Annotated in this window: 11 protein-coding genes, 1 tRNA gene and 1 pseudogene; 7 read left to right on the top strand and 6 right to left on the bottom strand. The window is 64.8% G+C overall.

Features of this window, described 5'->3' with window-relative positions; genetic code table 11:
- The first annotated feature begins 17 nt into the window (after nt 1-17).
- Nucleotides 18-1,352 (top strand): MFS transporter, encoded by a 1,335-nt coding sequence (locus tag ACWPWO_RS17285; protein WP_454007641.1) that lies wholly within the window; start codon nt 18-20, stop codon nt 1,350-1,352.
- Between the two features lie 46 nt (nt 1,353-1,398).
- Here the strand turns inward: ACWPWO_RS17285 and ACWPWO_RS17280 are convergent, their stop codons facing one another.
- Nucleotides 1,399-3,666 carry an Orn/Lys/Arg family decarboxylase gene (locus ACWPWO_RS17280; protein WP_454007640.1) on the bottom strand — a complete coding sequence of 756 codons (2,268 nt, stop codon included), beginning with the start codon at nt 3,664-3,666 and terminating at the stop codon, nt 1,399-1,401.
- 163 nt (nt 3,667-3,829) lie between these two features.
- Between ACWPWO_RS17280 and ACWPWO_RS17275 the strand changes: the two genes are divergently transcribed.
- Nucleotides 3,830-3,903: transfer RNA gene (locus ACWPWO_RS17275), tRNA-Cys, on the top strand.
- 103 nt (nt 3,904-4,006) lie between these two features.
- Here the strand turns inward: ACWPWO_RS17275 and ACWPWO_RS17270 are convergent.
- Nucleotides 4,007-4,429, bottom strand: coding sequence for a VOC family protein (locus tag ACWPWO_RS17270; RefSeq protein WP_454007639.1), 423 nt, complete (start codon nt 4,427-4,429; stop codon nt 4,007-4,009).
- 280 nt (nt 4,430-4,709) lie between these two features.
- On the opposite strand from ACWPWO_RS17270, the gene xth reads away from it, so the two are divergent.
- The 5 genes from xth to ACWPWO_RS17245 are packed head-to-tail and all read left to right on the top strand — an operon-like array spanning nt 4,710 to nt 9,052.
- Nucleotides 4,710-5,492, top strand: a complete 783-nt coding sequence (xth, locus tag ACWPWO_RS17265; RefSeq protein ID WP_454007638.1) for an exodeoxyribonuclease III — start codon at nt 4,710-4,712, stop codon at nt 5,490-5,492.
- Between the two features lie 14 nt (nt 5,493-5,506).
- The gene (locus tag ACWPWO_RS17260; protein ID WP_454007637.1) at nt 5,507-5,833 is read left to right on the top strand and encodes a hypothetical protein; all 327 of its coding nucleotides are present in this window, start codon (nt 5,507-5,509) and stop codon (nt 5,831-5,833) included.
- 35 nt (nt 5,834-5,868) lie between these two features.
- A complete protein-coding gene (gene gmk, locus ACWPWO_RS17255; RefSeq protein WP_454007636.1) occupies nt 5,869-6,513 on the top strand; it encodes a guanylate kinase in 645 nt (214 codons plus the stop codon).
- Between the two features lie 39 nt (nt 6,514-6,552).
- A complete protein-coding gene (gene rpoZ, locus ACWPWO_RS17250; protein ID WP_394059947.1) occupies nt 6,553-6,756 on the top strand; it encodes a DNA-directed RNA polymerase subunit omega in 204 nt (67 codons plus the stop codon).
- Nucleotides 6,757-6,775: 19 nt separating this feature from the next.
- Nucleotides 6,776-9,052, top strand: a complete 2,277-nt coding sequence (locus tag ACWPWO_RS17245) for a RelA/SpoT family protein (protein ID WP_454007635.1) — start codon at nt 6,776-6,778, stop codon at nt 9,050-9,052.
- Nucleotides 9,053-9,229: 177 nt separating this feature from the next.
- Here the strand turns inward: ACWPWO_RS17245 and ACWPWO_RS17240 are convergent, their stop codons facing one another.
- From ACWPWO_RS17240 to ACWPWO_RS17225, 4 genes and pseudogenes are all read right to left on the bottom strand, one after another.
- Nucleotides 9,230-9,556, bottom strand: a complete 327-nt coding sequence (locus tag ACWPWO_RS17240; protein ID WP_454007815.1) for an AzlD domain-containing protein — start codon at nt 9,554-9,556, stop codon at nt 9,230-9,232.
- Nucleotides 9,557-9,586: 30 nt separating this feature from the next.
- On the bottom strand, nt 9,587-10,270 hold the full coding sequence (locus ACWPWO_RS17235; RefSeq protein WP_454007634.1) for an AzlC family ABC transporter permease: 684 nt from the start codon (nt 10,268-10,270) through the stop codon (nt 9,587-9,589).
- A 13-nt stretch (nt 10,271-10,283) separates the two neighbouring features.
- Nucleotides 10,284-11,096, bottom strand: a pseudogene (locus ACWPWO_RS17230) (peptidoglycan DD-metalloendopeptidase family protein).
- Between the two features lie 129 nt (nt 11,097-11,225).
- The gene (locus tag ACWPWO_RS17225; protein WP_454007633.1) at nt 11,226-13,184 is read right to left on the bottom strand and encodes a SurA N-terminal domain-containing protein; all 1,959 of its coding nucleotides are present in this window, start codon (nt 13,182-13,184) and stop codon (nt 11,226-11,228) included.
- Between the last annotated feature and the right edge of the window lie 98 nt (nt 13,185-13,282).

Here is a 13,282-nt window from a genome sequence, read left to right as displayed (position 1 = left end):
CTTGCAAGGATACGGACATGACTATGCCTGCAAAGCAGGCGGCGCGCTCGCGCCGCCAGTACGTGACGGCGGGATTGGCCAGCATGATGGGCACCACCATCGAATGGTACGACTTCTTCCTGTACGGCACGGCCGCCGCCCTGATATTCAACCAGATATTCTTCCCGGCCTTCGACCCGATCACGGGCACGCTGGCCGCCTTCGCCACCTATTCCGTGGGTTTCTTCGCCCGTCCTCTGGGCGGCATCGTCTTCGGCCATTTCGGCGATCGCGTCGGACGCAAGTCCATGCTGCTGATCACCCTGTTCATGATGGGCATACCGACCATCCTGATCGGGCTGATCCCCTCGTATGACAGCATAGGCTACTGGGGCGCCGTGCTGCTGGTGCTGATGCGCTTCTGCCAGGGCGTGGCGGTGGGCGGCGAATGGGGCGGCGCCGTGCTGATGGCCGTGGAGCACGCCCCCGAAGGCAAGAAGGGCTTCTTCGGCAGCCTGCCCCAGGCCGGGGTGGCGCCGGGCCTGATCCTGTCGTCGCTGGCCATGGGCGCGGTCGCCGCCCTGCCCGAAAAAGACATGCTCACCTGGGGCTGGCGCATCCCGTTCCTGGCCAGCGTGCTGCTCCTGCTGGTGGGCTGGTTCATCCGCCTGAAAGTGGCCGAGTCCCCCGATTTCGAGCGCATGCAGGGCAAGGGCGGCAAGGTGGAGGTGCCCGCCAAGGTGGTCTTCAGGCGCTATCCCCGCGAGCTGCTGCTGGTGATCGGCGGCCGTCTGGCGGAGGTGACCTGGTTCTACACCGTCGTCACCTTCGCCCTGGCCTACGCCACCGGCACGCTGGGCCTGCCGCGCACCGTGCTGCTGGACGCCACCATCTGGGGCGCGGCCGCAGCCCTGTTCGCCATGCCGGTATTCGGCCTGCTGGGCGATCGCCTGGGCCACAAGTGGGTGTTCATGGCCGGCTCGGCGGGCATTCTGATCTTCGCGCCGCTGTTCTTCGACATGCTGCAGACCCGCGACACCGGCGCCATCACCCTGGCCATGGTGCTGGCCGTCGGCCTGGTCTATGCCTGCCTGTACGGGCCGCAGGGCAGCCTGTTTTCGTCCCAGTTCCCGCCTGAGGTGCGCTACAGCGGCATCTCGATCGCCGTGCAGATCTCCGGCGCCCTGGGCGGCGGCCTGGCGCCCATTGTGGCCACATCCCTGCTGGCCTGGGGCGACGGCAGCCCGCGCTACATAGTCCGCTACCTGAGCCCGCTGGGAGTGGTCGCCCCGGCCAGCCCCTGGCGCCTGCACGCGCCGCGGCATTTCGGCGCGCCGGCCGCCCGCCCCGCCGCCCCGGCGCTTCGACCCTGAAGCGGTCTTACGGCCGCGGCCGGGAGGCGATCCCGGCCGCATCCTCCTATTGCGCCACGCAGTCCACGTAGTACCGCATCTGCCCGTCCGCGCCGCGCTCCTCCACGAAGCCGTGGATGTCCGTCCCGAACCCCGGACACCGCAGGTTGAGTTCGCGCGAGAATTTCAGGAAGTCCACGATGGTCTTGTTGAAGGCCTCGCCCGGGATCAGCAGCGGGATGCCGGGCGGATACGGCGTGATCAGGTTGGTCGTGACCCGGCCTTCCAGGCGGTCAATCTCCACCCGTTCGGTGCGCCGCTGGGCGATGCAGGCGAAGGCTTCGCTGGGCTTCATGACGGGCACGACCTGCGACAGATACATTTCCGTGGTCAGTCGCGCGATATCGTGACGGGCATACATCCGGTGCACGTGCTGGCACAGGTCGCGCAGGCCCATTTCTTCGTAGCAGGGGTATCGGCGGGCGAACTCCGGCAGCGCGCGCCAGACCGGCAGGTTGCGGTCGTAGTCGTCCTTGAACTGCTGCAAGGCGGTCACCAGCGAGTTCCAGCGGCCCTTGGTGATGCCGATGGTGAACATGATGAAGAAACTGTAGAGCCCCGTCTTTTCGACGATGACGCCGCGCTGGGCCAGGAACTTGGTCACGATGGAGGCGGGAATGCCGCTGGCGGCGAAGGTGCCGTCCAGGTCCAGCCCCGGCGTGACGATGGTGGCCTTGATGGGATCGAGCATGTTGAAGCCGTCCGCCAACGGGCCGAAGCCGTGCCAGCCGCCATGTTCGGGATCGTCGCGGATGATCCAGTCCGCCGCCTCGCCGATGCCGTCCTCTGCCAGGCGTGGCGGGCCCCAGACCTTGAACCACCAGTCGTCGGCCGCGAACTGCGACTCCACCTTGCGCATGGCGCGTCGGAAGTCCAGCGCCTCCATGATGCTTTCCTCGACCAGCACCCGACCGCCCGGCGGCTCCATCATGGCGGCAGCCACGTCGCAGGACGCGATGATGGCGTATTGCGGACTGGTGCTGGTATGCATCAGATAGGCTTCATTGAAGAGGTGGCGATCCAGCCGGCGCGTGGCCGAATCCTGCGCCAGCACGTGGCTGGCCTGGCTGATGCCGGCCAGCAGCTTGTGAGTGGACTGCGTGGAGAACACGAGGGACGCCCGGGGCCGCGGGCGGCTCTTGCCCATGGCGTGGAAATGGCCATAGAAGGGGTGGAAGGCCGCATGCGGGATCCAGGCTTCATCAAAGTGCAGCACGTCCACGTAGCCGTCCAGGGCCGACTTGATGGCTTCGGTGTCGTAGATGACGCCGTCGTAGGTGGATTGGGTCAGGGTCATGACGCGCGGCTGGACCGTATCGGCGTCCACGTGGGACAGCAAGGGATGGGCGCGGATCTTGTCGCGGATCGACTGCACGTCGAATTCGCTGCGCGCAATCGGTCCGATGATGCCGAAATGGTTGCGCGTGGGACGCAGAAACACCGGAATGGCGCCCGTCATGACGATGCTGTGCAGGATGGACTTGTGGCAGTTGCGGTCCACCACCACCACGTCGCCCGGCGCCACGGCATGGTGCCAGACGATCTTGTTGCTGGTGCTGGTGCCGTTGGTGACGAAAAAACAGTGATCCGCATTGAAGATGCGCGCGGCGTTGCGCTCGCTGGCCCCGATGGCGCCGTTGTGGTCGAGCAGTTGGCCCAGCTCCTCCACCGCGTTGCAGACGTCGGCGCGCAGCATGTTTTCTCCGAAGAACTGATGGAAGATCTGTCCCACCGGGCTCTTCAGGAAGGCCACTCCGCCCGAATGGCCCGGGCAGTGCCAGGAATAGGAGCCGTCCTCGGCATAGTCCAGCAGGGCCTTCAGAAACGGCGGCTTGACGCCTTCCACGTAGCTGCGCGCCTCGCGCACGATATGGCGGGCCACGAATTCAGGCGTGTCCTCGAACATGTGGATGACGCCCTGCAGCTCGCGCAGGATGTCGTTGGGCATGTGGCGCGCGGTCTTGGTCTCGCCGTACACGTAGATGGGCACGTCGGTGTTGCGCCGGCGCACGGCGCGGATGAAGGCGCGCAGATTGACCAGGGCCGGCGCGCTGTCGCCGTCCTGGGTGAACTCTTCGTCGTCGATGGACAGAATGAAGGCGCTGGCGCGGCTTTGCTGCTGGGCGAACTGGCTCAGGTCGCCATAGCTGGTGGTGCCCAGCACCTCGAAGCCTTCGGCCGCAATGGCGTCGGCCAGCACCCGGATGCTGAGCCCGGAGGCGTTTTCGGAACGGAAGTCTTCGTCGATGATGACGATGGGGAACTGATAATGCATGCGAAGTCCTTGGACGATGAAGTGCCGCGCACAGTCGGCAAGATGGGTGCGGGACGGTACGTCTGCATGCTGTGAATCGTGCCGGGGCCAGCCCTTGTGCCTTCAGGCTTGCATTTGCCTTTGTCCTCGGGCATAATTTTACATGTCCCAGGACAAAATAAAAGGCGCGGTGACAGATTGGTTATGTGGCGGACTGCAAATCCGCCTAGGTTGGTTCGATTCCAGCCCGCGCCTCCACTACTTTTCCTGAAGCTGGCTGTCCGGCCGCCAAGAACACTACGGTTCCTTCTGCCGTCAATGAAATGGCGGCTGCGCCTCTCATGAACGCCACCCTTGCAGCTTACCCCGGCAATTCCCAGGCAGGATTCCAGACCGCCTCCCATACATGGCCGTCAGGGTCCTGGAAGTAGCCCGCGTAGCCGCCCCAGAAGGTCTCCTGCGCCGGCTTGAGGACGACGCCTCCCGCTTCTCTGGCCAGTCGCATGATCTCGTCCACTTCCGCTCTGGAAGAAACGTTATGCCCGAGTGTCATTTCTATGGCGCAGGAAGAACTCAATGGCAGGCCCGTGTCATGCGCAATACTCGAACGAGGCCATAACGCCAGACGAAGGCCGGGCTGCAAATCGATGAAGACGACGGCGCCGTATTCAAATTCGGCGCCGACAATTCCTTCGGTCTTGAAGCCAAGTCCGTCCCGATAAAAACGCAGCGACCTGTCGAGATCATCGACGCCGATGGTGATGACATGAATGCGTGGCTGCATGGCATATATCCTCCGAATCAGTCCATCGACTATATCGTTCACAAGCACTTGCACCAATCGGAGCTCCGTCGCCCTGCGTCAGACATGCCCCCCAATCGACGACCGCGAGGTCACACGCTCGAGACTGACGGGAGCGTCCGCTGCTATGATAGTGGCATCCGCGCAACACGGACGCGCTCACCTGGCCCGCACTGAACGGGGGGCTGACTGGGTAGCCAAATCAAGAATATACGCAAAACACCAATATAAGCTACTGAATTTCAAAGAATTCCCATACACCATGAAACTTGCCACCTGGAACGTCAATTCCCTGAACGTTCGCCTGCCGCAGGTCCTGGACTGGCTCCAGGCCAATCCCGTGGACGTGCTCTGCCTGCAGGAACTGAAGATTCCCGATGAGCGCTTTCCTCTGCAGGCCCTGCAGGAGATCGGCTACCAGGCCCATTGGGCCGGCCAGAAAACCTACAACGGCGTGGCCCTGATCTCGCGCCAGCCCGGTGCGGATGTGCAGCGCAATCTGCCCAACTATGAAGACCCCCAGCAGCGGCTGCTGGCCGCCACCTACGAGTCGCCGGATGGCCCGCTGCGCGTCATCAGCGCCTACTGTCCCAATGGCCAGTCGCTGGAGAGCGACAAGTACGTCTACAAGCTGCAATGGTTCTCGGCCCTGCGCGAATGGCTGCAAAAAGAGTTGGCCGAGTATCCGCGGCTGGCCATCCTGGGCGACTATAATATTGCCCCGGCCGACGAAGACGTGCACGATCCGGCCAAGTGGGCGGGGGACGTGCTGGTGTCGCCGGCCGAGCGCGAGGCATTCCGGCAGCTGCTGGATCTGGGCCTGCACGACGCCTACCGGCTGTTCGAGCAGACCGGCAGCCCTTTCACCTGGTGGGACTACCGACGCTTCGCCTTCCGCCGCGACGCGGGCCTGCGCATCGACCACGTGCTGCTGTCCGAGGCGCTGCGGCCCCGCTGTTCGGCCTGCATGATCGACCGCGAGCCGCGCGCCAATGAACAGCCTTCGGATCACGCGCCCGTCGTCGCCACTCTTTCCTTTATCTGAACCGGCCATCCACCATGCAAGTACAAAGCGAAATCATACGACTGACCGACTCGGGCTACGTGCTCGAGATAGCGCTGGACGAACACAAGGTGTGGGCCTACCTGGCCATCAGCGAACCAGACCTGGATGCGGTCACGGAAATCGTTCCGGAAGAGCAGTTCGAGGCCGGCGGCGACGTGCACGTCATGGCCATCGCCCAGGCTGAAGATGTCGCCGAGCAGGTGCAGGACGTGCTCTTCAACATGAACCCCAACGACACGGTCGTGTTCCTGTGCGCCGACGCCGCCAGCCTGCAGGCCGTCCTGGGCGAATTCGGCCAGACCGGCGAACAGGCCGATTGATTTCCTTCAACGTTTCATTTCAGACACCGCTCATTATGTCCACGAGCTATCCCGGCACCATCTTCATGGTCGTCGCCCCCAGCGGCGCCGGCAAATCCAGCCTGGTGAACGCCTTGCTGGCCCAGGACCCGGCCATCATGCTGTCCATTTCCGCCACCACGCGCGCGCCTCGCCCGGGCGAGGTCGACGGCCAGCACTACTTCTTCGTCGACAAGCCCCGCTTCGAGCAACTGTGCCAGGAACAGGCCATGCTGGAATGGGCCCTGGTGCACGGCAACTACTACGGCACGCCGCGCGCGCCCATCGAGCAGGCCCTGCAGTCCGGCCGCGACGTGCTGCTGGAGATCGACTGGCAGGGCGCGCAGCAGGCGCGCGAACATTTCCCCCAGGCCGTCGGCATCTTCATCCTGCCGCCTTCGCTGCCCACCCTGGAGGCGCGCCTGCGCAATCGCGGCCAGGACAGCGACGAGGTCATCGCCCGCCGCCTGCAGGCCGCCAGCAGCGAAATCGCCCATGTGAATGAGTGCCAATATGCTATTATCAATCAAGATTTCGATGAGGCATTAGCGCAGCTATCGAGCATCGTACAGGCCAGCCGTCTGCGCACGGCCACCCAGTCGGTACGGCATCGCGAACTCTTTCAACAATTAGGCGCCGATGCCCTCTCGCATCAAGCTTGATTTTTCCTCTTTCATTCTTCTTCGACCACAGGTCTAACTATGGCACGCATCACTGTCGAGGACTGCCTGGAGCAAGTCCCCAACCGTTTCAAACTGACCCTGGCTGCCGCCTACCGCGCGCGCGAACTGGCTCAGGGCCATGAACCCCGCCTGGAAAGCAAGAACAAGCCCACCGTGACGGCGCTGCGCGAAATCGCCGCCGGCGCAACCGGCCTGGAAATGCTGCGCAAGGTTCCCACCTGATCCATCTGCGGAGCACTGTATGGCATTTCCGGGTTTACGCGGCGCATCGTCTGGTCTTCTGGCCGTCCTGAAAAAAGGCTCGCGGCTGGGACGCCGCAAGCCCAAGGCCGAAACCGGCGTTGCGCCGCTGCCCGCCCCGGAAGGCGGCAACGCCGCCATCGCCTCGCTCGCTCCGCTGACCAAGATCATCTCGCAGTACCTGGACCCCAAGGACGTGGAACGCGTCCGCGAGGCCTACCGCTTCGCCGACCAGGCCCACCTCGGGCAGTTCCGCGCCAGCGGCGAGCCCTACATCTCGCATCCCATCGCCGTCACTGAAATCTGCGCCGGCTGGAAGCTGGACACCGACGCGCTGATGTCCGCCCTGCTGCACGACGTCATCGAAGACCAGGACGTCTCCAAGCAGGAGCTGGCCGAAAAATTCGGCACCGACGTGGCCGAGATCGTGGACGGCCTGTCCAAGCTGGAACGCCTGGAATTCGCCACCAAGACGCAGCAGCAGGCCGACAGCTTTCGCAAGATGCTGCTGGCCATGTCGCGCGACGTGCGCGTCATCCTGATCAAGCTGGCCGACCGCCTGCACAATATGCGCACGCTGGACGCGGTCAAGCCGGAAAAGCGCCGCCGCGTGGCCCAGGAGACCCTGGACATCTACGCGCCCATCGCCCATCGCCTGGGCCTGAACACGCTGTTCCGCGAACTGCAGGATCGCTGTTTCAAGGCCATGTACCCCAACCGCTACAAGGTGCTGCACAAGGCCCTGATGGCGGCGCGCGGCAATCGCCGCGAAGTGCTGGGCAAGATCACCGACGCGGTCAAGATCGCCCTGCCGGCCGCCGGCATCGAGGCGGAGATCTCCGGCCGCGAAAAATCCCTCTACAGCATCTTCTGCAAGATGGTCGAACAGAAGAAGTCCTTCTCGGACGTGCTGGACATCTACGGTTTCCGGGTCATCGTGCATACGCTGCCCGAATGCTACCTGGCCCTGGGCACGCTGCACCAGCTCTACCGCCCGGTGCCGGGCAAGTTCAAGGACTACATCGCCATCCCCAAGGTCAATGGCTACCAGTCCCTGCACACCACCCTGATCGGCCCCTACGGCACCCCCGTGGAATTCCAGTTCCGCACCCGCGAAATGGACCACGTGGCCGAAGAAGGCGTGGCTTCGCACTGGCTGTACAAGGAAGACGACGTCACGCTCAACGACTTGCAGAAGCGCACCCATCGCTGGCTGCAGTCGCTGCTGGACATCCAGAGCCAGACCGGCGATTCCGCCGAGTTCCTGGAACACGTCAAGGTGGACCTGTTCCCCGACGCCGTGTACGTCTATACCCCCAAGGGCAAGATCATCTCCCTGCCCCGCGGCGCCACTCCCGTGGACTTCGCCTACAGCATCCATACGGACATCGGCAACCACGCCGTGGCCTCCAAGATCAACGGCGAATTCGCCCCCCTGCGCACCGAACTCAAGAGCGGGGACTCGGTGGAGATCATCACTTCCCCGGCCGCCCGTCCCAGCGCGCAATGGCTCAATTACGTCCGCTCGGGCCGCGCACGCTCGGAAATCCGCCATTACCTGCGCACCGTCAAGTACGAGGAATCCGTCGCCTTCGGCCGCCGCCTGCTGGACCAGGCCTTCGACCAGCTCGGCCTGCCGCACGCGGGCGACGACGACCCGAACTGGGACAAGCTCGCCAAGGGCTCGGGCGCCGCCTCGCGCGAAGAGATCCTGGCCGACATCGGCCTGGGCAAGCGCCTGGCCGCCGTGGTCGCGCGCCGCTTCGCTCCGGAAAACGCCCTGCTGGAAACCACGGCGGCGGCTTTCGACGAAATCACCGCGAACACCTCCGCCCCCATCCTCATCCACGGCAACGAAGGCCAGGCCGTGCAGCTCGCGCCCTGCTGCGGTCCGCTGCCGGGCGACGCCATCATCGGCGGCATACGGCTGGGCCACGGCCTGGTGGTGCACATGGCCGAATGCGCCGTGGCTCAGCGCGCCCAGGCCAAGGAACCTGAACGCTGGGTGCCCGTCATGTGGGACAGCAACACGGCGCGCCACCTGTCCACCCGCCTGGACGTCACCGCCATCAACGAGCGCGGCGTGCTGGGCCGCCTGGCCGCGGAAATCACGGACGCGGATTCCAACATCATCCATATCTCCATGCCGGATGAATCCGCCGCCACCTCGGTGCTGCACCTGACCGTCCAGGTCGACAGCCGCACCCACCTGGCTCGCGTCATACGCGCCATCCGGCACGTGCCCCAGGTCCAGAAGATCGTGCGCCTGAAAGGCTGATTCCCCTGCTCCACGAAGAACGCCTGCCGTGTATTAGCAGGCGTTTTGGAATGCCAAGGTGTCGCAAGACGACAGACGGCGTTGCGGCGCAGGGCAAGTGACGAACCATGAGAAACGGCCCTCGTCTATCGACAGACTGTCATGCCGGGTCGGCACGACCAGGCCTGACGGTAGATTTCATGCACCCATCGCCCACACCGCCAGGCCATAGGCCAGCACGCCGGCCAAGGTGGATCCAGCGATGCCGCCCGGCCAGCGCCGTCCCAGGAGCACGCCAGCCAGGCCGGTCAGCACCGGCACGCCGTCTATCCAGGGCTGTTCCGGACGAACTAGGGAAATCAGCGAGACCACCAGCAAGGCCACGATGCCCGCCGGGCCGATGGCGCTGAACAGGCGCGACCAGACCGAGCGCGCATCCGGTCCTCCCGCCCGCCCCGATCGGCTTCTCAGGCGCAATGGCAGGTAGCGGATCAGAAACGTACCCAGGCCCGCCAGCATAATCATCACTACAAAACCCCAGTCCATCTCCACCCCTCAAGCTCGGCGCAAGGCCATCAGTCCGCCGGCCAGCATGCCCACGATGATGGCCAGGTACGAAGGCAAGGTCAGCATGGCGAGCAGCGCCGCCAGTCCGGCCCCCGCCATGACCATCATGGGCGCGCTGCGGCGGATCTCCAGCAGCAAGGCGAAGAACAGAGCCGGCAGCACGAAGCCCAGCGTTTTTTCCAGCACCGGCGACTGCCCCAGCAGATCGCCGGCGAAGAAAGCGCCCAGCGCGGTGCCTCCGACCCAGGACAGATACGCCCCCAGCTGCAGACCGCAATACCAGGACTCCTGCTCCCTGGGCGGCTGACGCGACAGGCTGCCGGCGGAGGCGGCGAAGACCTCGTCCGTCAGCCCGGGAGCCAGCCACAGGCTGCGCACCGTGCGCGGTCCGCTGAAAAAGCCCAGCAAAGCCGGACCGTAGAACAGATGGCGCAGGTTCATGACCACCACGATGCCCAGTATGCTGGGATAGGCGGCGCCCGCCGCAAGCAGGCTGATGAGAATGAACTGGCTGGCGCCCGCATACACCACCAGCGACACCAGCACGGCCAGCCAGGGGGACAGTCCCGCGTGCACGGCGGACAGGCCGAAGGAAATGGCGACCGGCACATAGCCCAGCGCGATCGAGGCGCTGTCGCGCATGCCGCGCAGATAGGCAGACTTGATGATCATGGCCAGCGCTTCGCTATGGCTGGAAAGCCCCGATGAAGATGGCCGGGTCGACGCGGGCATTGTTCAGGCTGACGTTCCAGTGCAGATGCGGGCCGTCGCCCGCCCCGTGGCGCCCGAGCGGCCCACGACATCGCCCTTGCGCACCGCATCGCCCTTGCGCACGTCAAAGGCCGAAAGATGGCAATACATGGTGATCAGGCCCTGGCCATGGTCCACGAACACCGTCTTGCCATTAAAAAAGTAGTCCGCCACGATGCTCACCACGCCGTCGGCCGGAACCCTGACCTGCGTGCCGGTCGCAGCCGCGAAGTCCAGTCCCGAATGCGGATTGCGCTCTTCTCCGTTGAAGAACCGCCGCAAGCCGAACGGGCTGGTCAGCCGCCCCGGCACGGGTTTTTCAAACACCACATTGCTGGGCCCTTCCGTCCGAAAGCTGGCGTAGGCCTCCATCTGCTCTTTGTATTCGCGCTCGAAGCGCGCCTGTTGCTGCGGATCCGGATTGACGTGCGACTTGTTCTTGAGCGTGATGCGCTGTTCACGGTAACGCTTGCTGCCCACCTGAAAGGGCACCTGCCCGGCGCCGTGCACCGACAGATTGTGCACCGGGAGCCGTCTTCAGGTCTATGCCCGCGATGGCCTTCCAGCGCTGGTCCGCATCGCGGATCACCAGGACGCGATGGGCGCCCAGACTGACCCGGGGCGCCTGCGCGGCCTCGCCCAGATCCACGACAGCCACGCCGCCCGGCACGGGCTTGTTCAAGGTGCGTTCGATGAAGGTGCCCTGCGGCGCAGCCTGCGCCAGCCATGGAGCGCCCAGCGCCCACATGGACGTAGCGCCCAGCAGGCGGCGGCGCGTAATGGAGAAATCGGATTGGCCCATGGCAATGTCCTGGTGGTAAACAAAAACACCCCAAGCCGGCAAGCGGCCTGGGGCGTTCGAAACATCTGCGCGGACTTATTCCGCGTCGCCGCTGGCGGTCAGTTCCTTCTCGGCCTCAGGCAGCACCTGGACTTTAAGATCCTCGCGCATGGCTTGCAGCACAGCTTCGGTTTCGCTGCGGGCCAGGGCCTGGTTCAACTGGGCGGTCAGCAGGCCCAGGCCGGGATTGCCGGCCTTGCCGGGCTCGTGGCTGACGATCTCCACCACGGTATAGCCCTGCGGCTGGGCGGCGCCCACATAGGCGGGAAGCTTGTCCACGGGCGCGGCAAGCACCTTGTTCAGCAGGGCCTCGTCCATTTCGGGGAACGCGGCGCGGCTGACGGCAAACTGCTTGGAGAAGCCTTCTGCGGCGGCGCCGCCCTTGAGCTGTTCCAGCTGCTGTTCGCCCGCCTGGACGGCCAGCTCCTGGGAGCGTTCACGCACCAGGCTTTCGCGAGCCTGGTTGCGAACCTTGTCCAGCGCGGGCACATGGGCGGGCTTGACGTCGGTGACGCGCACCGCGATCAGGGTGTCGGGCGAGATCTCCACCACGCCGGCGTTCTTGCGCGAGCTCATGGCGGTGGGATTGAAGAGCGCCTGGCGCACGCGGCTGTCGTCCAGTACGGCGGCGTCCGCGCTGTCGGCGGCGGCCTTGTCGCTGTCGATGTGGCCGGCCGGAACCAGGCCCTGGCGCGTGATGCCGTCCACATTCTTCAAGGTCAGGCCCAGCGCGCTGGCGGCGGCCTGCAGGTTTTCTTCGTTGTCGTAGACCAGGTTGGTCAGCTTGGTGGCCATGTCGGCGAAACGTTCGGCGGCCAGCTGCTTGCGCACTTCGGACTCGACCTTGGAGCGGGCCTGCTCGAAGGATTCGCCCTGCTCGGCCTGCACATCGTTGATCTTGAAGATGTGAAAGCCGCTGGGGCCTTCGATGACGCCGGATATATCGCCTTTGTTCAGCGAGAACACGGCATTTTCCAACACGGCAGGCCAGGAGCCCTTGGTGATCCAGCCCAGTTCGCCGCCGTCGCGGGCGCTGCCGCCGTCTTCAGAACTGCTGCGCGCCAGATCGGCAAAGGCATTCTTGTCGGCCTGGGCTTTTTCGGCCAGTTCCCGGGCCTTGGCCTGGGCGGCCTCGCGCTGGGCCTCGGAGGCGCCGGCGGGCAGGGACACCAGGATGTGGCTGAGGTTCACGCGGCCGGGCTGCACGTAGCGGGCCTTGTTCTGTTCGTAGTACTGCTTGAGCTGTTCATCGGTGGGCTTGGCCACGTCGGCCGAAGCGGCTTGCTCGTCCAGCAGCAGGTATTCGGCGCTGACCTGCTCGGGCAGCTCCAGCGCAGCCTTGTTCTTGTCGTACCAGGCCTGCAGATCCGCCTCGGTGACCTGCACCTGGTCTTCGAAGCTGCGCGCCAGGAAAGTGCGGGTGCGCACGCCGCGCTCTTCGGTCAGGGCGATCTCGAGCCGGTTCATGACGCTGGGCAGCATGGCGGCGGTGGCGCCCACGGGGCCGAGCACACGGTCCAGGGCCAGTTGGCCGCGCTGGCTCTGTTCGAAATCGCGCACGCTGATGCCGGCCGAGGACAGGACCTGGTTGTACAGCGAGGGCGAGAACACGCCATTTTCCTGGAACTGGGGCATGGTGGCGATGGCATCGCGCAGCGCGGCGTCCGAGACGCTGAAACGGGCTCGGGTGGCTTCGTCGATCTGTACGCGCTGGTCGATCATGGATTCCAGCAACTGGCGGCGGCTGGCGGGACTGTCCGCCTGGGCCAGGTCGAAGCCGGCCGGGTTGCTGCGCTGCATTTCATCAAGTTGCATGCGGCGGGCGCGGTCGAACTCCTGTGCGGTGATGGCGCCGTCGCCCACTTTGACGATGTCGCTGTCCCCGGACACATAATTGATGTAGCCGCGGACGCCGATCAGGACAAACGACGGCAGAATCAGCACTAACAGGACCAACTGCATGATGCGTTGGTTCTTACGGATAATCTCGAACATTAATCATCACCTACTTTCGCTTGCAGCGCTGCGCTGCGGGCGGCGCATCAGGACGGACCCGGCATGGACCGGCCTGAAAATATACCGTGTTTAGATTA

Source organism: Alcaligenes sp. Marseille-Q7550 (genome assembly GCF_965112015.1).
Note: the sequence above shows the minus strand (reverse complement) of the source record. Positions and strands in the feature narration are given on the sequence as shown.